21 protein-coding genes are annotated in these 23,646 nt (G+C 35.8%); 19 read left to right on the top strand and 2 right to left on the bottom strand.

Going from position 1 to position 23,646, the window contains the following annotated elements; translation table 11 throughout:
* Positions 1-61 precede the first annotated feature (61 nt).
* Positions 62-2,545 (top strand): YfhO family protein, encoded by a 2,484-nt coding sequence (locus C8N37_RS04595; protein ID WP_108157814.1) that lies wholly within the window; start codon positions 62-64, stop codon positions 2,543-2,545.
* 36 nt (positions 2,546-2,581) lie between these two features.
* On the opposite strand, the gene C8N37_RS04600 is transcribed toward C8N37_RS04595, so the two are convergent.
* On the bottom strand, positions 2,582-3,178 hold the full coding sequence (locus C8N37_RS04600) for a ribonuclease HII (RefSeq protein ID WP_108157815.1): 597 nt from the start codon (positions 3,176-3,178) through the stop codon (positions 2,582-2,584).
* A gap of 480 nt (positions 3,179-3,658) precedes the next feature.
* On the opposite strand from C8N37_RS04600, the gene C8N37_RS04605 reads away from it, so the two are divergent.
* From C8N37_RS04605 to fabD, 4 genes are all read left to right on the top strand, one after another.
* Positions 3,659-6,523 carry an outer membrane beta-barrel protein gene (locus tag C8N37_RS04605; RefSeq protein ID WP_244914342.1) on the top strand — a complete coding sequence of 955 codons (2,865 nt, stop codon included), beginning with the start codon at positions 3,659-3,661 and terminating at the stop codon, positions 6,521-6,523.
* Positions 6,524-6,686: 163 nt separating this feature from the next.
* The gene (locus C8N37_RS04610) at positions 6,687-7,139 is read left to right on the top strand and encodes a GNAT family N-acetyltransferase (RefSeq protein WP_108157816.1); all 453 of its coding nucleotides are present in this window, start codon (positions 6,687-6,689) and stop codon (positions 7,137-7,139) included.
* Positions 7,140-7,161: 22 nt separating this feature from the next.
* Positions 7,162-8,391: a M16 family metallopeptidase gene (locus tag C8N37_RS04615; RefSeq protein WP_108157817.1), complete on the top strand. Its 1,230-nt coding sequence runs from the start codon at positions 7,162-7,164 to the stop codon at positions 8,389-8,391.
* A gap of 194 nt (positions 8,392-8,585) precedes the next feature.
* Entirely contained in the window at positions 8,586-9,476 is an 891-nt protein-coding gene (fabD, locus tag C8N37_RS04620; protein ID WP_108157818.1) for an ACP S-malonyltransferase, read from the top strand.
* A gap of 80 nt (positions 9,477-9,556) precedes the next feature.
* Here the strand turns inward: fabD and metK are convergent, their stop codons facing one another.
* Positions 9,557-10,810: a methionine adenosyltransferase gene (metK, locus tag C8N37_RS04625; protein WP_108157819.1), complete on the bottom strand. Its 1,254-nt coding sequence runs from the start codon at positions 10,808-10,810 to the stop codon at positions 9,557-9,559.
* Positions 10,811-11,119: 309 nt separating this feature from the next.
* Between metK and C8N37_RS04630 the strand changes: the two genes are divergently transcribed.
* The 14 genes from C8N37_RS04630 (at position 11,120) to nuoF (ending at position 23,639) form a co-directional block, all read left to right on the top strand.
* Positions 11,120-11,998, top strand: a complete 879-nt coding sequence (locus C8N37_RS04630; RefSeq protein ID WP_108157820.1) for a diacylglycerol/lipid kinase family protein — start codon at positions 11,120-11,122, stop codon at positions 11,996-11,998.
* Between the two features lie 8 nt (positions 11,999-12,006).
* Entirely contained in the window at positions 12,007-12,357 is a 351-nt protein-coding gene (locus C8N37_RS04635; RefSeq protein ID WP_108157821.1) for a translation initiation factor, read from the top strand.
* Between the two features lie 465 nt (positions 12,358-12,822).
* Complete coding sequence (locus C8N37_RS04640; RefSeq protein WP_094771701.1) at positions 12,823-13,653, top strand: MotA/TolQ/ExbB proton channel family protein; 831 nt, start codon at positions 12,823-12,825, stop codon at positions 13,651-13,653.
* 99 nt (positions 13,654-13,752) lie between these two features.
* Positions 13,753-14,412 (top strand): ExbD/TolR family protein, encoded by a 660-nt coding sequence (locus C8N37_RS04645; RefSeq protein ID WP_108157822.1) that lies wholly within the window; start codon positions 13,753-13,755, stop codon positions 14,410-14,412.
* Positions 14,413-14,436: 24 nt separating this feature from the next.
* Positions 14,437-14,988: an ExbD/TolR family protein gene (locus C8N37_RS04650; RefSeq protein WP_108157823.1), complete on the top strand. Its 552-nt coding sequence runs from the start codon at positions 14,437-14,439 to the stop codon at positions 14,986-14,988.
* A gap of 36 nt (positions 14,989-15,024) precedes the next feature.
* Positions 15,025-15,912 carry an energy transducer TonB gene (locus C8N37_RS04655; RefSeq protein ID WP_108157824.1) on the top strand — a complete coding sequence of 296 codons (888 nt, stop codon included), beginning with the start codon at positions 15,025-15,027 and terminating at the stop codon, positions 15,910-15,912.
* Positions 15,913-16,201: 289 nt separating this feature from the next.
* The gene (locus tag C8N37_RS04665; RefSeq protein WP_108157825.1) at positions 16,202-17,137 is read left to right on the top strand and encodes a PstS family phosphate ABC transporter substrate-binding protein; all 936 of its coding nucleotides are present in this window, start codon (positions 16,202-16,204) and stop codon (positions 17,135-17,137) included.
* A gap of 26 nt (positions 17,138-17,163) precedes the next feature.
* Complete coding sequence (locus C8N37_RS04670; protein WP_108157826.1) at positions 17,164-18,882, top strand: tetratricopeptide repeat protein; 1,719 nt, start codon at positions 17,164-17,166, stop codon at positions 18,880-18,882.
* Positions 18,883-18,987: 105 nt separating this feature from the next.
* Positions 18,988-19,365 (top strand): NADH-quinone oxidoreductase subunit A, encoded by a 378-nt coding sequence (locus C8N37_RS04675; protein ID WP_108157827.1) that lies wholly within the window; start codon positions 18,988-18,990, stop codon positions 19,363-19,365.
* Positions 19,366-19,467: 102 nt separating this feature from the next.
* Positions 19,468-20,019 (top strand): NADH-quinone oxidoreductase subunit B, encoded by a 552-nt coding sequence (locus C8N37_RS04680; protein ID WP_108157828.1) that lies wholly within the window; start codon positions 19,468-19,470, stop codon positions 20,017-20,019.
* Positions 20,012-20,515 carry an NADH-quinone oxidoreductase subunit C gene (locus C8N37_RS04685; protein WP_108157829.1) on the top strand — a complete coding sequence of 168 codons (504 nt, stop codon included), beginning with the start codon at positions 20,012-20,014 and terminating at the stop codon, positions 20,513-20,515. Before C8N37_RS04680 ends, C8N37_RS04685 begins: the two co-directional genes overlap by 8 nt.
* A gap of 20 nt (positions 20,516-20,535) precedes the next feature.
* The gene (locus tag C8N37_RS04690; RefSeq protein ID WP_186812803.1) at positions 20,536-21,771 is read left to right on the top strand and encodes an NADH-quinone oxidoreductase subunit D; all 1,236 of its coding nucleotides are present in this window, start codon (positions 20,536-20,538) and stop codon (positions 21,769-21,771) included.
* Positions 21,764-22,282: an NADH-quinone oxidoreductase subunit NuoE family protein gene (locus tag C8N37_RS04695; RefSeq protein WP_108157830.1), complete on the top strand. Its 519-nt coding sequence runs from the start codon at positions 21,764-21,766 to the stop codon at positions 22,280-22,282. The genes C8N37_RS04690 and C8N37_RS04695 overlap by 8 nt, the downstream gene beginning before the upstream one ends.
* A gap of 1 nt (position 22,283) precedes the next feature.
* Entirely contained in the window at positions 22,284-23,639 is a 1,356-nt protein-coding gene (nuoF, locus tag C8N37_RS04700) for an NADH-quinone oxidoreductase subunit NuoF (protein WP_108157831.1), read from the top strand.
* Positions 23,640-23,646 lie beyond the last annotated feature (7 nt).

A 23,646-nucleotide genomic window follows, 5' to 3' on the forward strand; every position in this document is an offset into this window, starting at 1 on the left:
AAATTGTAAAATCAAATGTATATTTTTGGTTTTCGTAAGTTTTAATAACCTAATAATATAGATGAAAAATTGGTTTAAAGAAAATTCAGCACATCTGATCGTTATCGCGATTTTTGTAGCGCTTGTATTCTTTTATTTTACTCCAGTGTGGCAGGGACAGACCTTGGCGCAAAGTGATGTCGTGCAAGCTCAAGGTGCACAGAAAGAAATGTTCGACTATAAAGCACAGGATGGCAAAGCACCTTTGTGGACAAATTCGATGTTTGGAGGTATGCCGACCTATCAGATTTGGTCTGCAAGTGAGAATAATATAGGAACTTATATTCTAGCGGCTGTTAAAACCGTTTTTCCTCAACCTATAGATATCGTTCTGTTTTATCTTTTGGGAGGTTATTTCCTATTGAGTGTCTTACGTATTCGCCCTTGGCTAGCAGCATTGGGTGCTATTGCTATTGCATTCACTTCTTATAATTTTATTTATATCGAAGCGGGACACGTTACTAAAGCTTATGCTATCGCTTTTATTCCTCCGGTTATTGGAGCTGTTATCATGTGTTTTAGAGGAAGTCGATTATGGGGACCCGTATTATTAGCCTTATTTATGGCTCTGGAGATTCGTGTCAATCACTTACAAATGACCTATTACATGCTTATTGCATTAATGGTGTATGTCATTTTTGCTTTAATATATGCGATTCGTGATAAAAAAGTCAAAGAGTTTTTTATAGCTTCAGGTTTACAGTTGGCCGCAGTGATCGTTGCGGTTATGGTGAATGCTTCTATTTTAATTCCAACCTATGAATATAGTAAATTAAGTACGCGTGGTCATGCCAATATTACGAAAGTAGATGCTTCGAAAGAAAAGGGATTAGATAAACAATATGCTTACGAATGGAGCCAAGGTGTAGGAGAGACATTGACATTTTTAATTCCTAATGCCTATGGTGGCGGATCTAGTGGCGTTTTGGATGAGAAATCAAATGTCGCTAAATTTTTGATGTCTACTTTTGGAGCACAGGGAATGAGCAACGTCCAAGCTGCCGAGATTGCGAGCCGAATGCCTGTATATTGGGGAGACAAACCTTTTACATCTGGTCCTTGGTATTTTGGTGCAGGAGTATTGTTTTTATTTATTTTGGGTTTAGTCATTGTCAATAATAGATTAAAGTGGTGGATTTTGACAACAACAATATTGATTTTATTGCTATCGTTTGGAAAGAACTTTACTTTAATTTCAGACTTATTCTTTGACTACTTCCCCATGTACAATAAGTTCAGGGCAGTGGAATCGATTTTGGTTATTGCAGCTATCTTGATTCCGCTAATGGCCGTGTTAACGTTGAATGAGCTAATTACTAAGGCAGATAAAATTGAAAAATTGGATAAGAAAGTATTATATACTTTTATCGGTGTCGGCGGGGTTTGTTTACTGATCGCCTTTGTCCCTGATTTATTTTTGAGTTTTAAAAATAAAGACCATGCGCAATTGGTCGAGAGTTTGACACAGCAAGTGGGTGATCAAAATGCTGCAAACCAATGGGTAAACAGTTTAATAAAGGATCGCTCAACAGTTGCTACTACGGATGCATACCGTTCTTTTGCAATAGTTCTGATCACTTTTTTAGCCGTTTGGTTTTTTATTAAAAAGAAGCTTTCTGCAAATATATTAATCATTGGATTAGCTGTTATTTTTCTCTTTGATCTATGGAGTGTCGATAAGCGTTTTTTAAACGATAAATCTTTTATGGAGAAACGTTTGGTTACAAGCCAAGCATTTCAAGAACGAGAAGTAGATCAATTGATCCGTATGGATAAAGATTTGAGCTATCGGGTGATTGACCTAACAACCAATCCATTTTCAGATGCGCGAGCGTCTTATTATCATAAATCTTTAGGAGGGTATCATGCGGCAAAATTGATGCGTTTTCAGGAGATTTTAGAAAATCAATTTAATGGAGCAGTCAATGAAGATGTATTGGATATGTTTAATGTTCGTTATGTCATTACTGGTGATGAACAAAAAGGCCAACGTATTCAACGTAGGAGCTCGGCCGCTGGCAATGCATGGTTTGTAGATCAGGTAACCTTCGTTAAGGATAATGCTCAGGAAATGCAAGCAATCAGTAGCTTTAATCCTTCAAAAGAAGCTTTTGTTAATGAAGAGTTTAAGGATAAATTCAATGGTCAACGCTTGGGCGTCCCTGTAAATGCATCAATCAAGTTGACATCTTATCATCCCGATAAAATGGTGTATGAGTATTCTACTCCTACTGAAGCATTTGCTGTATTCTCGGAAGTATATTATGAAAAAGGCTGGAAAGCTTTTGTTGATGGTAAAGAAATTCCAATTATACGTGCCGATTATATTTTGAGAGCTTTACAACTACCAGGTGGAAATCATAAAGTAGAATTTATTTTTGATCCTGAATCACATAAGCTTGGAGGTATGTTGACTTTAATTGCGTCAATAATCTTAGGCTTAGGTTTAGTTGCCGCAGTTTATTATTCTGTAAAAAACGATAAAACGAAAAAAGCAATAACCTAATTGGTTATTGCCTTCGATATATTTTGTGTCAAACCTTTAGAATAGCTTGAGCTGCGGATCCGTTATTCTAAAGGTTTTTCTATGATGCGGTGTTATTCCTCTTAATAATACGGCGGTTCTGTGTTTGACTGTAGGATAACCCTTATTGTTTAACCAATCATATTCTGGATAATCCTGTGCAATATGATCCATATAATCGTCACGATAGGTTTTGGCTAATATGGATGCTGCTGCAATAGATAAATATTTTCCGTCGCCTTTGACAATACAATTATGAGGAATTTCCTGATAAGGGATGAACTTATTGCCATCAACTAAGATGTACTCGGCTTTTAATTTTAATTGATCCAATGCGCGATGCATCGCGACATAGGATGCATTGTGAATATTAATTCGATCAATTTCTTCAGCAGACACACTTGCTACTGCATATGCAATTGCTTCTTGTTCAATAATGCTGCGCAATTGCATTCTTTTTTTTGCACTGAGTTGCTTAGAATCATTTAACAGCTCATGATGATAGTCTTTAGGGAAAATAACGGCTGCAGCAAAAACGGGCCCTGCTAGACAACCTCTTCCTGCTTCATCACAACCAGCTTCTATAAGTTGATCTTGAAAGTACGATAATAGCATCTTTTGTATTTTTAAGAAACAAAAATACAATATATTATCAAATAGCGATAGTATGATATTTTTTGATGGACAGTATTTCGAATATAGAATTTTATTGTAGGGAAATCATTGTTGTTTGATTTTCTGCGGATGATGCAGAAAAATGAAGAACTGTTTTGCTATTAAATAATGGAATTGTTTGTTGAGGTCTATTTTGCTTGTTATCAATTGTTTAATTGAATTTATTTTGATTTAGGATTAAATAGATTTTATTGTAACTATTGTGTTAAAATTCGGGATTTACATTTATTAACAATACTATTCTCGTCATTTGTATAATTATTTTAATACATACTTCCTCAAAACAATTTATATAAATTATTTTGAGGAATAGCTCGTTTTAAAAGTTAATTGGAAAAGAAAAAATGAAAGTCTTTTATCAAAGAAATTTGAAAACGTGTTTTATGATTTAAATAATTGGCTTTTGCCATTAAAGTATATATGATGATCACAAAAAAAATGAATATGATGAGGGTTACTTTCCTATTATTTTGGAGTATGTTATTGAGCTGGGGAGTTCATGCGCAAACGAAGACTGTGCAGGGTATGTTGAAAGATGACAAGATCCGTGTTGTCGCTGGCGCTTCAGTAAAATTGATTTCCGATCAGGACTCGCTGATTACAAGTTCTTCGATCGCAGGAATATTTATTTTTACTAATGTAAAAGCAGATAAATTTAAAATATCGGTTTCAAATTTGGGATTTCAACGGTTTGAGCAAGAGTTTACATTTCCTTCGGGAGAAACTAAATATATCATTCCAAGTTTCACTTTACAACAGTCTTCAGAGTTGTTACAAGAAGTTGTTATTGATGGTGTCCCCACTGTTGTCGTCAAAGGGGATACTTTAGAGTATACCATGAAAGACTTAAAGTTGCGTGATGGCTCTGTTGCTGAAGATGCTTTAAAGAAATTGCAAGGAGTCGAGGTGGATAAAGATGGCAATGTGACTGCGCAAGGGGAGTCTGTAAAACGTGTTCGTATTAATGGCAAAGATTTTTTTGGAGGAGATGTGAAAACAGCTACTCAAAACTTACCTGCAAATATCATTGAAAAAATGCAAATTGTCGATGATTATGGTGATATGGCGAATATAACAGGTAATAAAAATGGTGATTCGGAAAAAGTGCTGAATATTCAAATTGATCCCAAATATAATAAAGGTCAAATGGCAACATTACGTGCTGGATATGGTACGGAAGATCGCTATCAAGCTACGGGTATGTGGATGGGCATGAGGGAAGGGGAGCAGATTTCCGTCTTGGGTAATCTAAATAACACAAACGCGCCATTATTTGATTTTAGCACCACTGGTGGTGGCGCTCGTCGTCAGCAAGGTGGCGGAGGACGTCGTGGTGGAGGTATGTTTGGTGGATCTGATGGTCTGACAAAATTGGGATCAATTGGAGTGAATGCGAGAAAAGATTTTTCAGATAAACTAACTGTATACGGTAGCTATAGTTATAGTCATAGCAATAATGTCACTTTGTCCGAACAGTTCCAAGAAAATACCCTAAGAGGAATAATTCAAGATGATAGTATAAAATCGAATGCTAATACGATCGGTGGAAGTCATCGTTTTGAAGCGAATCTAGAATGGAAACCTTCTGATAAAGATTATATCAAGATCTCTCCTCAATTTGGATTTGACGAGGGAGATGCAAGTTCTTTGACGAATTCCATTACTTTTAGAAATGGGGAATTTAATAATTCACAAGATCAAAATATTTTCACTCAATCAACTGCCCCAAGATATGGCATTAGTGGTTTGTATAATAGGAAGCTAAATGATCGTGGTCGAAATATCTTCTTGAACATGAACTATAATAATGCTAAAACTGATAAAGATCAAAATGCAATATTACAGCGTTTATTGGAAGATCCAAATAATGCCGATGCCTCTTTAAATTCAATTTACGAGAAAACAATTCAGGAAGCAAGTAATAAAAGTTGGAATGCTGGTGGCTCATTAAATTACACGGAACCTTTATCTGAGAAAGGAAGGTTGGAATTTACATATGATTTTAATAAAAATAAATATGATAATTCAAATTTGCAACAGGGATTTGATCGTGATGAAAACCCAATTGTTAATGATCCGAAGTTAAACTTTGATTATAATTATGATTATTCTTTCACCACACATAAGGTAGGAGCTAATTACTTATATAATGGTGACAAGGTAACTTATTCAATTGGTGCTGCTGCACAACCTTCCCAATTGCGTGGGAATGCATTGAGTTCTGATCTTTCGGTACCCATTCATCGTAACAATTTGAATTGGATGCCTATCGCGAGATTTGAATACAAATTTTCACGTCAATCAAATATTTCCTTAAATTATAGCGGTTCAACAACAGAACCATCTGTTACCCAAATATTGCCATTTGATATGAGTACTAATCGTACGAGTATTGTGATGGGAAACGCAGACTTAAGTCCGGAATTTAATCATCAATTGAATATTAGATTTCGCAAAAATGATTTTCAGAAGGGAAATAACTTCTTTGCTTTTTTAAATGCAAATTTGGCCAATAATAAAATCGTGAGCCTTAATAAATCGTATTTAGGTCGCTTACAAAATAATAATACGGGCGGTGTTGATACGACTTTAATATCCGAAACACGTTATTTAAATGAAACAAATGATCATCCTTTTGGCATTAGTTCTTTTTATCATTATGGTAAATCTTTGAAAGAAAAGACTTATAATATCATGTTGATGGGAGGTGTTTCTTACAATAAAAGGATAGGATATTCTTCAACGGATAGTTTGGATAATATCGGCTTGAAAAATATATCTAATAATATTGTATTCAATCAAGGTTTAATGTTCAGATATAACCCTTCCGAAAATTTCGAACTTAATCCTGGAGTGAGATATCAGTATAATCATACTAAAAATTCTTTAACCAATAGAACGACAAATATTTCATCTTGGACACCTACTTTAATCGGATCCGTTAATATCACTCCTACCACCATTTTTGGAGCCGATCTATCGAAACAGTTTAATCAGGGTTATGGTGATGGAATTAATGCCAATCCATTTATTATCAATACTTATGTTGAACAAAAATTTTTAAAAGGGCAACGTGGAACTTTACGCTTACAAGCATTTGATCTGTTAAATGAGCAAACTAATATTTCTAGAACGGTAAGCGAGTCGATGGTTATCGATAGTCGTACCAATCGTTTGGGACGGTATTTTATGCTACTATTTACCTATAAATTTCAAAAATTTGCATTAGGCTCCCCAACAGGAGATGGCGGTGGCCCTGGTGGAATGCGTCCGCCTCGCATGTAATCTTACCACCTATCTACCGAAAAACTAGTGGATTAAATGGTTCTGATAGCAATGTCAGGACCATTTTTTTTATTTGATTCTATATCCCATGTACGTCATTTTTCGATTGTTATAGAATGCGACTGTTTTTATTTAGTTATTTTTGCCTCTAAACGAATGCACTATGCTCACATTTGAAAAATTAACTTTTGAAAACATTGATACTATTGTCGCCATGATGCAAGATTTCTATGCCATTGATGGATATGATATTGATGCTCAGGTAAGCCAGGAAAATTTTAAAACTTTTCTTGATGATGAACGATTAGGTCAGTCTTGGTTAATCAAAGAAAATGATTTAGTGCTTGGTTATATTATTGTTGTTTATTTCTTTAGCTTTGAGTTTAAGGGAAGGGTAGCTTTGTTGGACGAGTTATATCTCAATGCTGATGCAAGAGGTAAAGGCGTAGGAAGAAAGGCTGTTGAATTTGTGAAAGAATATGTTCAAAACCAAAGCTGTAAATTGGTCTTGTTGGAGGTCGAGCCACATAATATTCCTGCACAAAAATTGTATGAAAGTCAAGGGTTTGATTTTCATCCTAGAAATATAATGCGATACAGCATTAAAAATAATTAAAATAGAATCTCCAAATTAATATATGGAATACGAAATAATACGCTTATCCAATGGTATTCGTGTGGTTTTTCAACCACAAAATTTACCGATTACACATGCCTGCATGTTGATCAATGCCGGTTCAAGAGATGAAAAAGAAGGTAAATTTGGTGTTGCACACTTCATTGAGCATCTCCTTTTTAAAAGAACGGAACGCAGAAGTACAAACCAAATTTTGAATCACTTGGAAGCTGTTGGTGGAGATCTAAATGCTTATACAACTAAAGAATATACTTGTGTTCATGCTTCTTTTTTGACGCCCTATTTGGATAAAGCATTAGACTTGTTTGAAGATATATTTTTTCATTCGACTTTTCCAGAGGAGGAATTAGAGAAAGAGAAGTCAGTTATTGTAGATGAAATGGCTTCTTACTTGGATAGTCCTGAAGAATCGATCGTAGATGATTTTGAGGATCTTTTATTCGAGAAATCGGGTTTGGGACACAATATACTAGGACTTGAAGAGCAATTGTTAGCCCTTACGAAAAATGATATTCATGATTTTATTCAATCCAATTACGACACAAACGAGATCGTAATCTCGATTACGGGAGATTATACGCTAAAACAGGTGGAGCGATTGGCTAATAAAATATTTGCGCCAGTTGCTGAGAATAAAATTCAAAGAGAGCGAAATGACGTGGTTCCTGTCTTAGTCAGTCATGTGGAGTCTCCAAAACCAATCAATCAGGTACATTATATGTTGGGGGCTCATGCCTATAGTTTCCGTGATGATCGTAAGACAGGCTTATTACTGCTTAATAATATGTTAGGGGGAATGGGAATGAGTTCGATATTGAATCTTTCTATTCGTGAAAAACATGGTATCGCCTATACTATTGAATCGAACTATACGATGTTTTCTGACTCAGGCCTATTCAGTATATATCTTGGAACGGATGAAGAGAAAATAGAAAAGGCTAAAAAATTAGTTTTTAAAGAACTCAATAAATTATGCGACAGAGAGATGACATCTGGACAGCTCCAAAAAGCCAAACGTAAATTTATCGGTCAAATCGCACTATCTGAAGAGAATAGAATGAGTATGATTATTGCGGCTGCAAAAAATGTGATGGATTATAATCGTATCATAGAATTGGATGTTATCATTGAAAAGATAAAAACAATCACAGCTGTAGAATTACTGGAAATATCGAGAGATATTTTGGATCCTACGAAGATGACATCGCTAAGTTTTGTACCTGAAGATTAGTTTTTCATGTATTATGGATGTTGCTTTTTTAAGAATTTAAAGATAAAAGATGATTTGTTATTGCTTGTAAATCATTTGTTTAAATATTTTTAAATGGCCAGGTGGTTTATATTGTATTTGACATTCAATTCAATTTCATTGTATATAAAATACAATTTCTCTAAGTTTGTTTATTAGAATAGATAATTTTAAATATGAAAACAGCATATGTATTTCCTGGTCAAGGAGCTCAATTCGTAGGAATGGGCCAAGACTTGTATAACTTAAATGATGAAACGAAAGCTTTATTTGAAAAAGCAAATGATATCTTGGGGTTTCGCATTACAGATATCATGTTTACAGGAACTGATGATCAATTAAAACAAACAAATGTAACACAACCAGCTATTTTTTTACATTCTGTAATTTTAGCTAAAGCTTTAGGAGATCAATTTAAACCAGATATGGTTGCTGGACACTCTTTAGGAGAGTTCTCCGCATTAGTTTCTGCAGGGGCACTGTCTTTTGAAGATGGTTTAAAATTAGTTGCACAACGCGCAAATGCGATGCAGCGGGCATGTGAAATTGAGCCTTCCACTATGGCTGCCATTTTAGGTCTTGAAGATGCTGTTGTAGAAGAGATTTGTTCAAAAGTGGATGATGTCGTTGTTGCTGCAAATTATAATTGTCCAGGTCAATTGGTGATTTCTGGATCAATTTCTGGAGTGGATAAGGCGTGTGCTTTATTGACAGAAGCTGGTGCCAAGCGAGCATTGAAATTAAATGTTGGTGGAGCCTTTCATTCGCCATTGATGGAACCTGCTAAAGTTGAATTGCAGGCGGCTATTGAAGCAGTGGAGATAAAAACTCCTATTTGTCCAATTTATCAAAATGTAGATGCAACTTCCTATACAGATGCTGAAACAATAAAGAAAAATCTGATTGCACAATTGACGGGTGCTGTACGTTGGACGCAAACTGTTCAAAATATGCTCCTTGATGGTGCAGAGGCTTTTGTAGAAGTTGGTCCTGGTAATGTATTACAGGGATTAGTAAAAAAGGTGAATCGTCAAGTTCAAACATCGGCAGCAAGTATTGCCGAATAGCAGTACTTATAATATTCGTTATTAACTATCATAAAAAAAGGAAGTCATTTTGACTTCCTTTTTTTATGATATGATTTAAATTATAGGCCAAATGAAGCCTTCACTTGATCAACATAATCTAGTTTTTCCCAAGTAAATAGTTCTACTTCGATTATTTTTTTATCTCCATTTGAGTTTTCAAATTCTTTAGTAACTTTTTTAGGAGTTCTACCCATGTGTCCGTAAGCAGCCGTCTCCGAATAAATCGGATTTCTTAAACCTAAACGAGTTTCAATTCCGTAAGGTGTCATGTCAAAGATCTCCGTTATTTTTGATGCAATTTGACTATCATTTAAATTCACTTTACCTGTGCCGTAGGTATTCACGTAAATACCCATAGGGTCTTTTACACCAATAGCGTATGAAATTTGAACTAAAATTTCATCGGCAATACCTGCTGCGACTAAATTTTTAGCAATATGACGAGTTGCATATGCAGCAGAGCGGTCAACTTTGGAAGGATCTTTTCCTGAGAAAGCTCCTCCACCATGAGCACCTTTACCTCCATACGTATCTACAATAATTTTACGACCTGTTAAGCCCGTATCTCCATGAGGACCACCAATTACAAATTTTCCTGTAGGATTAATGTGAAATTTGATTTCATCATTAAATAGACTTTGCAACTCCGGCTTTAACTGTGCTTTGACTCGTGGTATTAAGATATTTTTAATATCAGCTGTGATTTGGTCACGCATCTCTTCTTCAGTTGAAAAATCATCATGTTGTGTTGAGATTACGATCGTATCAATTCGAGCAGGTTTGTGATCTTCTGTATATTCTAAGGTTACTTGTGACTTTGCATCTGGACGTAGGTAGGTAATCTCTTTATTTTCACGACGCAGTACCGCTAATTCATAAAGTAAGCGATGTGACAGATCTAAAGCTAGTGGCATATAGTTATCCGTTTCATTGCTTGCATATCCAAACATGATGCCTTGGTCACCCGCGCCTTGATCCTGTTTTGCTTTACGATCTACACCTTGATTGATATCTGCAGATTGTTCATGGATGGCTGATAACACACCACAAGAATTTGCTTCAAACATATATTCAGATTTCGTATAACCAATGCGTTCGATTACTGAACGGGTTATTTTTTGAACGTCTAAATATATTTTTGATTTCACTTCCCCAGCAAGAACAACTTGCCCAGTTGTTACTAAAGTTTCGATTGCAACGCGTGCATCTTCGTCCCAAGCTAAAAAATTGTCAATCAGTGCATCTGAAATTTGATCAGCAATTTTGTCTGGATGTCCTTCTGAAACAGATTCGGACGTAAATAAGTAAGCCATATTACCTTTTTTATTTATATAATAAGGATTTGCGTTGGAGAGGTTTTCAATAGAAAAGTGCTAAATAGCCTTGCTACATGATGGTTTTAGCACTTTTTTACTGTGGTTGCAATCTCCTGTTATATTCTCATTAAGAATAAACTACGCAAATCAATCCACATTTTTTTATTGTCGACACAAAACTACAATACTTTCTGTTAAGATTAAAGATTTCTTGTATAATAGTTTGAAATTGATGGATCAAATGGATGGTAATTAAGAATTTTGACATTGTTTTAAGAAATTAGTGAATAACTGTATATTTGATTTATGGGAGAACGTAAACAGATACTGTTTGTTATCAATCCGATTTCGGGAGGGAAGCATAAGACATCATTTAAGAAGCAGGTGTTGGATGTGCTTGATTTACAGAGGTTTGACCCTACATTTCAGGAGACTTCTTATGCAAATCATGCCTATGAAATTGGTTTGCGCGCTATTGAAGAACAGTATGATGCGGTGATCGCAGTAGGGGGAGATGGAACAATTAATGAATTGGGGTCTGCTCTAGCAGAGAGTGGCATCCCGCTGGGCATTGTACCTGAGGGATCGGGAAATGGTCTTGCTTTATATTTAGGTATACCTTTAAATGAAACAGCTGCAATTCGACGTATTAATAGATTTGAGTTTGTCGAAGTCGATTGTGGAACAATAAACGATAGAAAATTCTTTAATATAGCTGGATTGGGGTTTGATGCGTCCGTAAGTGAAAATTTTGCGAATGAGAATATTCGTGGTCCTTTGGGCTATCTGAAATCTGCCATCAATGTGCTCAGTAAATATAAACCATGTGAGTATCGATTGAGCATTGATGGTAAGGAATATGAGCGTAAAGCTTTTATGATTTCTGTAGCTAATTCGCCACAATATGGTAATAATGCTTACATCGCACCCCAAGCTTCAGTTAATGATGGTATATTAGATGTGTGTATTGTACATCAATTTCCTATGTATATATTACCAAAGATGTTATTTCACTTATTTAATAAATCTGCTGATCAGTCAGATTATGTAGAAATAATACCTGGGAAAAATATTAAAATTGAGACGACTGATAAATCAGTTGTACATATTGACGGTGAGCCAGTTGACTTAGGGAATTGCCTAAATATTGGAATTATTTCTAAGGCTTTAAAAGTAATTTGTTAAATAAAGTTATGAGTAAAAATAAGAAACAACCGTATGAAGGCGTTGTATATTCAACAGACAACAGTTTTGAATATCAATTTTCTGAATTATTAGATGATCTGGAAACACTTCCTAATCAGCAACAACAGCTTAAAGTTCAATTGGATCGCAAAATGCGAAAAGGTAAGGTGGTGACTTTGATCACGGGTTTTAGAGGTAAGCAAGAAGATCTGGAGATATTAGCTAAATTTTTGAAGCAGAAATGTGGAGTTGGCGGAAGTGCCAAGGATGCTGAAATTGTTGTTCAGGGTGATTTTAAACAGAAAATTGCAGAGTTGTTACTTTCTGAAGGATACAAAGTGAAATTGGTAGGAGGTTAATGGGATATTATTTGAACCTAAAATCGGCACTTTTCATGCATAATCTTCCTTGTAAACGTCTGTAAATTAATTAATAATAATCGTTTTAGCATTGTTTAAAGAGGATTGATCGGCTAGAATGTGGTGAGTGAGCGGTTACTTGAATTTGAAATTAAATCGTTTGTTTTCTTGCATATCAAAAAAAAAATGATTTTCATTGTAAAAAATTTATTGCTTTCTCTTGATAAACGATGAGAAGTACATGAATTAAAGTCGGAACCGCTGAGGTGATAACTGAATATTAAGAAATTGTAAAGAGAAATTAAAGTCTCTTTTATATTTCTAATTTAATTCGCTTTAAGATTTTAAATATGGCATAAAAGACTATATTTGCTTGATAAATTTTAAAACGAATACTTAGAAAAGCATATAATTAAAAAAAACATATTATATTTAACAACAGTAAAAAACTAAAAAATTAGAAAAATGGCAAACGCACCTAAAACAAGTCCTGCTGCAAAACAAGAGAGCAATAATTCAGGTTCTTTCTTTGCACAAGCTGCAATTATCATTTGTTTCATTCTCGGTTACCTTTTATGGAAATTTGTGATGGGTAGTCCTTCAAACTTTATTGATAATAATCCAGAAAACCAACCTTTACCAGGTAACTATTTAGGAATGGTTTATCACGCAGGTGCTGTAGTACCAGTTTTATTAGGTTTATTCTTTATGGTATGGGTATTCTCTATTGAGCGTTTCATCGTAATTGGTAAAGCTTCTGGAACAGGAAATGTTGGTAATTTCGTAAGAAAAGTACAAGTATTAATTAACGGTGGTAACTTAGATTCAGCTATTGCTGAGTGTGACAAACAAAAAGGTTCTGTTGCAAATGTAATCAAAGCTGGTTTAGTAAAATACAAAGCAGTTTCAGCTGATACTGCAGTAGATACGGAAAAAGCTACTATTGCAATTCAAAAAGAAATCGAAGAAACTACAGCATTAGAAATGCCGATGTTAGAGAAAAACTTAAACGTAATCGCTACATTAGTTTCTATCGGTACATTAACAGGTTTATTAGGTACAGTAACAGGTATGATCAAGGCCTTCAGTGCATTAGCAACTGGTGGTACTCCTGACTCTGCTAAATTAGCAAATGGTATTTCTGAGGCCTTAATCAATACAGCAACAGGTATCGGTACTTCTACAATTGCGATTGTAATGTACAATATCTTGACTGCTAAAATTGATAAATTAACTTATTCAATCGACGAGGCTGGATTCTCAATCGTACAAACGTACGCTGCGAACCACAAATAGTAAAATATATGATTTTTGAAATTTTATTTTATGGAATATGAATTTCAAATGCATCATATAGTAAGAGATTGAATAATTAATTTATAAAGAAGTTTAAAAATGGGTAAAGCAAAAGTAAAAAGAGCCAGTACATCCATTGATATGACCGCAATGTGTGACGTATCATTCTTGCTTCTTTCATTCTTCGTAATGACATCAACGGCAAAACAACCGGAAGCATTTCCGGTAGATACGCCAGCGTCGACGACGAAAGATAAATTACCAGACTCTAATGTTGGTATCATTACCATCGGAGATAAAGGTAAAGTATTCTTTGGCGCTACAGATCGTGATGTTAGGGTTAAAACTTTAGAGAAAATGTCTTCTAGATATGGAGTTCAATTTTCTCAACAGGATTATGACCAATTTGCGTTGATGGAAAATGTTGGTACTCCAATGAAGGCGATTAAGCAAGTGTTGGCAATGGAGCCAAGCAAACGTCTTGAACCTGGTGTTCAGAATGGTATACCAGTTGATAGTACAGAAGCATTATCAAACGAATTATATCAGTGGGTACAAACGGCACGTTTAGCTGCAGCAGAATTGAATAAGGAAAAGGAAAGCAATAGAGATTTTGTCGATCCAGGACCATTGAAAATTGCTATTAAAGCAGATGGAGCAGAAAAGTATCCTTCAATTAATGCGGTAATCGAAACATTACGTAACCAAAAGCAAAATAAATTCAGTTTCATCACTGGTTTACGAGCGGAAGATAAATAATGTTGATTTAATAAAAAGACATAAATGGCAGAATTAAATCAAGACAGTGGTAAGGGTGGCAAAGGCGGAAAAGTAAGATCAAAGAAAAACGGTGGTAAAGTCGATTTGACAGCCATGGTGGATTTAGCATTCTTATTGATTACCTTCTTCATGTTGACTACGTCTTTAAATAAACCACAAGCAATGGATGTTGCGATGCCTGATAAAGATAAAACAGAAAAGAAGGAAGAAGTTTTAACAGCTGACAACCGTTCCGTTACAGTTTTATTAGGATCTGACAATAAAGTTTCTTGGTACTATGGACAAATTAATGCACCAATTGAAGGTCCTACGGTTGCAGGCTTTGGCGCTGATGGAATACGTAAAGTTTTAATTGAGAAAAAAGCTTACGTTCCTCGTGTTTCAGGCGGAAAAGATGTAATCGTTATTATCAGACCTAGTGATATGTCTACACAAAAAGATCTTGTTGACATCCTTGATGAGATGAAGATCGTAGATATTAAGCGTTATATGATTGCGAAAATTAGTCCTGAAGAAATAGATGTTTTAAAACGTGATAATATTTATAATGACTAAGTTAGTCATTATAAAAATCACGAAAACTATATAAATATGATTGGGTCAAAATTAGATATTTTTAAAAAGGAATGGCTTGATGTCGTATTTCAAGGCAGAAATAAGGAGTATGGAGCTTACGAGCTTCGTAAACTAGCTCCTAAAGCTACCAACGTTGGTTTGTTGGCAGTTGTAATTGCCGTAGTACTATTAAGTCTTCTTAAATTATTCGGAGGTAGCTTATTTCCTGATAAACCTATTGAAGCCGCTCCAGTTGTTACAGAGGTGACTTTAGAGGATTTGGAGGAAATTAAACCACCAGAGCCGGAAGAAGAGGAGCCACTTCCTATCGAAGAAGAAAAACCTCAACAAATAGCGATGGATATACCAAAAGAAGATTTGGTACGTTTTCCAGAACCAAAGGTAGCTCCGGCTGCTCAGGTGAAAGAAGAAGTTGCTGCTCAAGAAGAGTTCAAAGATGATAAAAAATCACCAGCACGTATTACTTTGAAAGGTAGTGCAGCAGGTTCTTCAGTAGCAAGAGGTGAATTTGGAACGAAGAAACAAGATGGTGGAATTACCGGTGTTTCTAAAGGAGATCCGAATGGAGATCCAAATGGTGACCAGATCTTTAATGCGGTAGAGGTTCAACCTCAACCTCCTGGGGGTATGGCTGCATTTATGAAATGGGTAGGAGATACTTACGAATATCCTTCTGGAGCTTTGGAAAATGGAATTAACGGCGTAGTAGAGGTTTCCTTTGTCGTTGAAAAGGATGGTAGTTTAACAGATATTTCTGTAAAACGAGATCTTAAATATGGTACAGGAGAAGCCGCAGTTAGGTTATTGAAAAAAGCAAAAAAATGGAGAGCAGGTATTCAAAATGGTCGACCAGTACGTGTCGCTTATACATTACCTATCCGTCTAAATACAATTAATCAGTAATTAGTGGCGAATTTTAATTCAAATAATACAAATTACAGACAGAAATCGCCTATAAAGCGATTTCTGTCTATTTTAGGACTATTTATGTTCGGCCTATATTTTGGTTTAGGCCTCTTGGTTATTTTTTGGAAGGATTTACCTTTAGATATCAATCCAACTTATAAAACTTTATTTGGTATTGTACTTATTGTTTATTCTTTTCTACGTTTTGTGAGGCTGTGGCAAAGTAATTTTAATTAAGCCCTTCTTATGAATCTGAAATTTTCATTATTTATTAAATGATTGCCATATGAAAAACAGCTTAAAGATAGTTTTACCATTGCTATTCGCAATCTTAATTTTGGGAAGTTGTAATCGCTCCAAGAAACAAGAAGCAACGGCACCGAGTCAGGATATTTTGAGAGGTAAGGTCAATGTTCTTGTCGATGAGACGTTATATCCAATTCTTAAAGAACAAGTTGACGTTTTCCAAAGTTCTTATTCAGATGCGACGATTCAGTTACTCGCTAAGCCGGAAATTAAAGCAGTGAATGCCTTATTAGCAGATTCCTCTAGTGTTATTATTTTAACCCGGAAGTTGACGGAAGCTGAAGGTAAGAATTTTAAAGATCGAAAAATTATACCAAAAGAGTATCAGATAGGAAGTGATGCTGTGGTATTGATAAATAATATTGCGGATACAGATACTACAATTACTCTTTCAGACGTTAAATCATTGTTAAGTGGTGAGCTTAAAGGTAAGTACAGGGTGGTTTTTGATAATGCTAACTCAAGTACTTTGAGATTTTTAAAGGACTACCTATCCATAAATAAAATAGATCCAGCATCGATTTCTGCATTGGATAAAAATGAAGATGTTATTAAATATGTTAGTGAAAATAGGGGCAGTATCGGTATCGTAGGTTACAATTGGATATTAGAAATGGCTCAAAAAAAATCTGATTTATTGAATAAAATTCGTACATTGAGCGTTGAGAATGCAATAGGTGCTCAGAAAGATGGTTTGTTTTATAAACCTTCGCAATCCAATATGTCTTTGGGATTGTATCCTTTTACGAGACCTATTTATGTCTTGAATTATCAACCGAATATGGGGTTGGGTTTAGGGTTTAGTGCATTCTTAACAGGTGACAGAGGACAGCGCATTATGTTAAAAGCAGGTTTGCTTCCAGTAACTATGCCAGGTAGAGAGATTATCATAAGAGAAGAAAATAGTTTAAATTAGAATATAAAATAGTACAACAATAGATTATGACAAACAGTAAATTATTATTTAGTCTGTTATTAGCAGGTTCTGTTGGCACAGCAAGTGCACAAAGTTTAAAGGATGCTAGAGCGGCTATTGAAACAGAAAACTACGGTAAGGCAAAAACAATTTTGCAACAATTAGTAAGTAAACAAGCTAAAGTTGGGGATAATTACTTCTATTTAGGTCAGATTTATTTAGTAAATGATAAGCCTGATTCAGCAGCAATTATGTTTAATCAAGGCTTAGCAGCGGATCCAAAATCATTGATTAACAATGTTGGTTTGGGTTATATTGATTTATTGAAAAAGGACAAGGCATCTGCTGAGTCTAAATTTTCTGCTGCAAGTGCTAATTTAAAGAAAAAGGATTACGAAGAATTGTTGGAGATTGGACGTGCCTATATTAAAGCACCAGAGCCTGATTATGCAAAAGCTTTAGATTTCTTGACTCAAGCGAAAGCAAAGAATGCAAAAGATGCAGCGATTCCATTGGCATTGGGTGATGCTTATAGAGGATTAAAAGAAGCAAGTAGTGCTTATACGAGCTATAGTGATGCTGCTGAATTAGATCCTGCATCAGTTCGTGCAAAAATTGGTCTAGCGGTTATCGTTCGTGGTGCACAGGCTTATGATGAGGCAATTGCTCAATTAACGACAATTACAGAAGAAAATCCTACATATGCTCCAACTTATCGTGAGTTAGCAGAGACTTACAATATGTGGTCAAAAGCTCCAGGTACATCTGATGAGAAATATGTAGAATTAAATAAAAAAGGGGTTGAGCAGTATAAAAAATATTTAGAAGTCAATGGAGATAATTCTTTGGAAGCAAAGATTCGTTACGCCGATTTCTTGGTATATGCTAGACAATATGATGAGTTAGGAACTGTATCAGAAGAATTAGCTAAAAATCCTGATGTAGATCCAAAGATCTATCGTTATTTAGCGTATAATGCTTTCAGAAACAAAGAATACGCTAAAGCATCGGAGAATTTAGAAAAAATGTTCGCGAAAATGGATCCATTACGAGTTATCCCATTGGATAATATGTATGCAGGTCTATCTGATGTAGCAAATAATAAAGTAGAGTCTGGTATTGTTCATATTCAGAAAGCTATTGATGCCGACAAAGAATTGTTAGCTGAAGTTGCTGAAACAGCTTTTGCTAAATATCAAGATCAAGAAACTGCAACTGCAGTATCTTTGTTTGAGATCATAGCAAAATATCCTGATACAGATTATTACTACGATTCAAATTATTATGCAGGTGAGGGTAACTACTTAATCGGATTCAAAAAAGATCAAGAAAGTAAAGATGAGGAAGGAAAAGTTATCAATCAAGCTTTAAGAGATGAAGCAATTGCTGCATTCGTAAAATCTCAAGCTCAATTGGCTCTAGTAGAAAAGGCGACTAAGCCAGAAGTATTAGAAAAATACTTAATTACGTCTTTATATTACAGAGCTTTTTCAGCATTGGGGGCAGATAATTTAGAAGCGCCTAAGGGAGATTTCGTAGCTCCTTTTGAGAAATTGATCCAAGTGGTTAATGAAAAAGGAACACAAGAAAAGAACAAAGCATATTTAATAGATGCGCATACTTATATTGGTTTCTATCAATATAACAAAAATGAAATTGCAAAAGCAAAAGCTAGTTTTCAAGAGGTTCTAAAATTAGATCCTGAAAATGAAAGTGCTAAATCTTATTTAGAAGGTTTAAAATAAGCTGATCAATATTTCGAGAAAAAGGGGGAAACAAATGTTTCCCCCTTTTTTGATTTCCCCTATTTTTTTCTTAAATTTAGGTTTTACCAATATAAACATTTTGATATGGAACAAGTTAGTGCAAATGCACCAATTGATTATTTACCAATTTTATTCCAACTTATTGTTGCAGCAGGATTTGGTATAGGAACCATTATAATCACACACTTAATCGGACCAAAAGTTCGTACGGCGAATAAATTGTCATCTTTTGAATCTGGTGTAGAAGTCATTGGTAATGCAAGACAACCTTTTTCTATCAAATATTTTTTAGTAGCCATCTTGTTCGTCATTTTTGATGTTGAAGTTATCTTTATGTATCCTTGGGCAGTTAATTTTCGAGATTTTGGTTTCGAGGGTTTGATTCAGATGTTTGTCTTTATGGGTATGTTGCTTTTGGGCTTCATTTACGTGATCAAAAAGAAGGCTTTGAGTTGGGATTAGAATAGTTCTAAATTGCCCTAATCACTTGATTTTTATCAAGAAAATGTTAGTTTTGATATGTGCGAAGGCACGCAACTGTAAACCACTTTAAATTATATTTCCATGAGCGATATTAAGTTGGCCAAAGCACCTCCGGGAGTTGAGGGCGCTGGTTTTTTTGCCACTAGTTTGGAAAAAGCGATTGGTTTGGCGCGTTCAAATTCTTTATGGCCTTTGCCATTTGCAACTTCTTGTTGTGGGATTGAGTTTATGGCAACAATGGGGTCAACTTATGACCTCGCACGCTTTGGAGCAGAAAGACCAAGTTTTTCTCCCCGTCAAGCGGATATGCTATTGGTAATGGGGACTATTGCCAAAAAGATGGCTCCAGTTTTAAGGCAGGTGTATACACAAATGGCAGAGCCACGTTGGGTGATTGCTGTCGGTGCTTGTGCTTCCAGTGGTGGTATATTTGATACCTATTCCGTTTTGCAGGGTATTGATGAAATCATCCCAGTCGATGTGTATGTGCCAGGATGCCCACCAAGACCTGAAGCTATTTTAGATGGGGTACTTCGTTTGCAGGATATTGTGAAAAGTGAGACTTTAAATAGAAGAAATACTCCTGAATATAGAGCTTTATTAGAAAAATATGGAATAGAAACTTATGGATAAAATCGATAACGCCTATTTATGGGATAAGTTAACATCTAAATTTGGTCAAGATATTGTGCAACTCCATGATGGATTTGATCTGTTGACTGTGGATGTGCATGTTGATGCTATTATTCCTGTTTTAACTTTTCTAAAACAGGATGAAGAATTGCAGTTTATTCATCTGACAGATATTACAGCCGTTCACTATCCGCTTCAAAAAAAAGCTTTTGAAATTGTATATCATGTCAATAGTTTAATTAATAATATTCGTATTCGTGTTAAAGTGCAACTAGATGGTATTCATCCGGAAATTCCAACAGCAACTACCATTTGGAAAGGGGCAAATTGGATGGAGCGCGAAACATATGATTTTTATGGAATTCAATTTTTGGGACATCCCGATTTAAGGCGGATCCTAAATGTAGATGATATGGAAGTCTTTCCAATGCGAAAAGAATATCCATTAGAAGATCCAAACCGAGTCGATAAGAAAGATCTTTATTTCGGCCGTTAAAGTTAAAAAGCAGACCAGTTATGAGCGATTTTATTACCAAGATATCCCCCAATAAACCTGTATATGAAGATAACGATCCTCAGGATGAGTTAATCACTTTAAATATTGGTCCGACGCATCCTGCTACACATGGCGTGTTTCAAAATGTTGTTCAGATTGATGGAGAACGGATCGTAAGTGGTGTGTCAACAATCGGTTATATTCATCGTGCTTTTGAGAAGATCGCTGAACATAGGCCTTTTTATCAAATAACACCCTTAACAGATAGGTTGAATTATTGTTCAGCTCCTATTAATAATATGGGCTGGCATATGACCGTTGAGAAATTATTAAAAATAGAAATTCCCAAACGCGTACAATATATGCGCGTTATTGTAATGGAGTTGGCTCGTATAGCAGATCATATCATTTGTAATGGAATTCTTGGTGTGGACACCGGTGCTTTCTCCGGATTTTTATATGTCATGCAAGAACGAGAGTTTATTTATGAGATTTTTGAAGAGATTTGTGGCGCTCGATTAACCACTAATATTGGAAGAATTGGAGGTTTCGAAAGAGATTTCAATGATATTGCATTTGCAAAAATCGAAGAATTTTTAAAACGATTTCCACCAGTTTTGACTGAGTTTATGGAGTTGTTTGATCGTAATCGTATTTTTATTGAACGCACTTCCGGTATTGCTTCCGTCACCGCTGAAGAGGCTTTGGATTATAGTTGGTCAGGACCTATATTACGGGCTACGGGTGTAGATTATGATATTAGAGTCCAAAATCCGTACTGTTCATATGAAGAGTTTGATTTCGATGTTCCTGTTGGTACAAAAGGAGACGTCTACGATCGTTATATGGTCCGTAATGAAGAAATGCGGCAATCTATGCGCATTATCGAACAGGCGCTTTCTAAGATAGCAAATGAGCCCAAGGGAGTTTTTCATGCTGATGTTCCTGAGTTTTATTTACCTCCAAAAGAACAGGTGTATACCAACATGGAAGCACTGATTTATCATTTCAAAATTGTTATGGGTGAGGTGGAAACTCCGAAGGCCGAAGTCTACCATGCGGTAGAAGGGGCTAATGGGGAATTGGGTTTTTATTTAGTACACGATGGAGGACGTACCCCGTATCGATTACATTTCAGACGACCTTCTTTTGTTAATTATCAAATGTTTGCTCCTATGAGTGCAGGTATGCTACTTTCGGATGCAATTCTTAATATGAGTAGTCTTAACGTTATTGCAGGAGAATTAGATGCTTAGTGTCAAACATAATGAGATTGTTGAATTTTCTTCAACATTGCTAGATCAATTTGCTGAAGTAGTGGCCCGTTTCCCAGAGGGAAGGCAAAAATCAGCGTTACTTCCTATTTTACATTTAGTACAAGCTGAATTTGGATGGTTAAGTCCTGATGCTATGAATAAAGTTGCGGGCTATTTAGGTATTGAACCTATAGAGGTATATGAGGTTGCTACTTTTTATACGATGTACTTATTGCAGCCACAAGGAAAATATGTTTTGGAAGTCTGCCGTACCGGACCATGTTGTTTGGTTGGTGCCGAACGTATCATGACGCACCTGGAGAATAAATTGGGTGTGAAAGAAGGTGAAGTGACGGCTGATGGCTTATTTTCTTGGCGGGGAGTTGAATGTCTTGCCGCATGCGGTTATGGACCTGTCTTGCAGATAGGCCCTGAATATACGTTTTATGAAAACTTGACAGAAGCTAGTGTCGATCAATTAATAGATGATTTAAGCTCAAAAACGAATTAAAATGGCACGTAAACTTTTGCTAACACATATTGATGTTCCAGGAATCCAAACTTTCGAAGTATATCGTCAACAGGGCGGCTATCGTGCTGTAGAAAAGGTGCTTAAGACGATGTCTCCTGATGATGTTGTTGAAGAAGTTAAGAAATCAGGTCTTCGTGGAAGAGGCGGGGCTGGATTTCCGACCGGAATGAAGTGGAGCTTCTTGGCAAAACCAGAAGGGGTGCCTCGTTATTTAGTCTGTAATGGTGATGAATCTGAACCTGGAACTTTTAAAGATCGCTTTTTAATGACCCACATTCCACATGCGCTATTGGAAGGAATGATTGTTTCCAGTTATGCCTTGGGTGCCCATACTTCTTATATCTACGTCAGAGGTGAGATGATGCCTCAAATCCGTATTCTAGAACGGGCTATACAAGAAGCAAAGGCTGCAGGTTTTCTAGGTAATAATATATTGGGGTCTGGTTATGATTTAGAAATCTATGTACAACCGGGGGCTGGAGCTTATATATGTGGTGAGGAAACTGCTTTATTGGAATCTTTAGAGGGTAAAAGAGGCAACCCACGTATAAAACCACCATTTCCTGCTATTGCAGGCCTATATGGGTGTCCTACTGTTGTCAACAATGTTGAATCTATTGCAGCAACTGTCCCCATTATCAATGATGGTGGTGAAGAATATGCTAAAATTGGTATAGAACGAAGTACCGGTACTAAATTAATTTCAGCGAGTGGAAATTTAGTAAAACCAGGTGTATATGAGATCGATTTGGGCCTATCTGTAGAAGAATTTATTTATTCGGATGAGTATTGTGGCGGTATTGCCAATGGAAAAAGATTAAAGGCCGTTGTCCCTGGAGGTTCATCCGTTCCAATATTACCGACTAATTTAATTCTAAAAACTGCAAACGGGAACAGCCGTTTAATGACCTATGAATCCTTGGCTGATGGAGGCTTCCAAACAGGAAGTTCAATGGGATCTGGAGGATTTATTGCTTTTGATGAGGATCAATGCATTGTCCGTAATACTTGGAATTTCAGTCGTTTTTATCATCATGAAAGCTGTGGGCAATGTTCTCCTTGTAGAGAGGGCACTGGTTGGATGGAAAAAGTATTGCATAAAATTGAAACGGGGCATGGTGATTTGTCTGATATTGAATTGCTTTGGGATATCCAAAGGCGTATTGAAGGAAATACCATTTGTCCTTTAGGGGATGCGGCAGCATGGCCTGTTGCAGCAGCTATTCGCCACTTTAGAGATGAGTTTGAATGGCATATCAATCATCCAGAGGATGCATTGACAAGAAATTATGGATTAGCACATTATGCAGATCCTTTAGCACCGATTGTTTCTTAATTAGATT

Source organism: Sphingobacterium faecium (assembly GCF_003054045.1).
In the GTDB taxonomy this organism is placed as follows: domain Bacteria; phylum Bacteroidota; class Bacteroidia; order Sphingobacteriales; family Sphingobacteriaceae; genus Sphingobacterium; species Sphingobacterium faecium.

Excerpts from the sequence above, each read along its gene's own strand:
- fabD (WP_108157818.1), top strand. The coding sequence starts at position 8,586 with ATGAAAACAGCATATGTATTTCCTGGTCAAGGAGCTCAATTCGTAGGA.
- C8N37_RS04680 (WP_108157828.1), top strand. The coding sequence starts at position 19,468 with ATGAGCGATATTAAGTTGGCCAAAGCACCTCCGGGAGTTGAGGGCGCT.
- C8N37_RS04670 (WP_108157826.1), top strand. The coding sequence starts at position 17,164 with ATGACAAACAGTAAATTATTATTTAGTCTGTTATTAGCAGGTTCTGTT.
- C8N37_RS04600 (WP_108157815.1), bottom strand. The coding sequence starts at position 3,178 with ATGCTATTATCGTACTTTCAAGATCAACTTATAGAAGCTGGTTGTGAT.
- C8N37_RS04605 (WP_244914342.1), top strand. The coding sequence starts at position 3,659 with ATGATGATCACAAAAAAAATGAATATGATGAGGGTTACTTTCCTATTA.
- nuoF (WP_108157831.1), top strand. The coding sequence starts at position 22,284 with ATGGCACGTAAACTTTTGCTAACACATATTGATGTTCCAGGAATCCAA.
- C8N37_RS04675 (WP_108157827.1), top strand. The coding sequence starts at position 18,988 with ATGGAACAAGTTAGTGCAAATGCACCAATTGATTATTTACCAATTTTA.
- C8N37_RS04690 (WP_186812803.1), top strand. The coding sequence starts at position 20,536 with ATGAGCGATTTTATTACCAAGATATCCCCCAATAAACCTGTATATGAA.
- C8N37_RS04610 (WP_108157816.1), top strand. The coding sequence starts at position 6,687 with ATGCTCACATTTGAAAAATTAACTTTTGAAAACATTGATACTATTGTC.
- C8N37_RS04645 (WP_108157822.1), top strand. The coding sequence starts at position 13,753 with ATGGGTAAAGCAAAAGTAAAAAGAGCCAGTACATCCATTGATATGACC.
- C8N37_RS04695 (WP_108157830.1), top strand. The coding sequence starts at position 21,764 with ATGCTTAGTGTCAAACATAATGAGATTGTTGAATTTTCTTCAACATTG.
- C8N37_RS04655 (WP_108157824.1), top strand. The coding sequence starts at position 15,025 with ATGATTGGGTCAAAATTAGATATTTTTAAAAAGGAATGGCTTGATGTC.
- C8N37_RS04595 (WP_108157814.1), top strand. The coding sequence starts at position 62 with ATGAAAAATTGGTTTAAAGAAAATTCAGCACATCTGATCGTTATCGCG.
- C8N37_RS04665 (WP_108157825.1), top strand. The coding sequence starts at position 16,202 with ATGAAAAACAGCTTAAAGATAGTTTTACCATTGCTATTCGCAATCTTA.
- metK (WP_108157819.1), bottom strand. The coding sequence starts at position 10,810 with ATGGCTTACTTATTTACGTCCGAATCTGTTTCAGAAGGACATCCAGAC.
- C8N37_RS04640 (WP_094771701.1), top strand. The coding sequence starts at position 12,823 with ATGGCAAACGCACCTAAAACAAGTCCTGCTGCAAAACAAGAGAGCAAT.
- C8N37_RS04630 (WP_108157820.1), top strand. The coding sequence starts at position 11,120 with ATGGGAGAACGTAAACAGATACTGTTTGTTATCAATCCGATTTCGGGA.
- C8N37_RS04650 (WP_108157823.1), top strand. The coding sequence starts at position 14,437 with ATGGCAGAATTAAATCAAGACAGTGGTAAGGGTGGCAAAGGCGGAAAA.
- C8N37_RS04615 (WP_108157817.1), top strand. The coding sequence starts at position 7,162 with ATGGAATACGAAATAATACGCTTATCCAATGGTATTCGTGTGGTTTTT.
- C8N37_RS04685 (WP_108157829.1), top strand. The coding sequence starts at position 20,012 with ATGGATAAAATCGATAACGCCTATTTATGGGATAAGTTAACATCTAAA.
- C8N37_RS04635 (WP_108157821.1), top strand. The coding sequence starts at position 12,007 with ATGAGTAAAAATAAGAAACAACCGTATGAAGGCGTTGTATATTCAACA.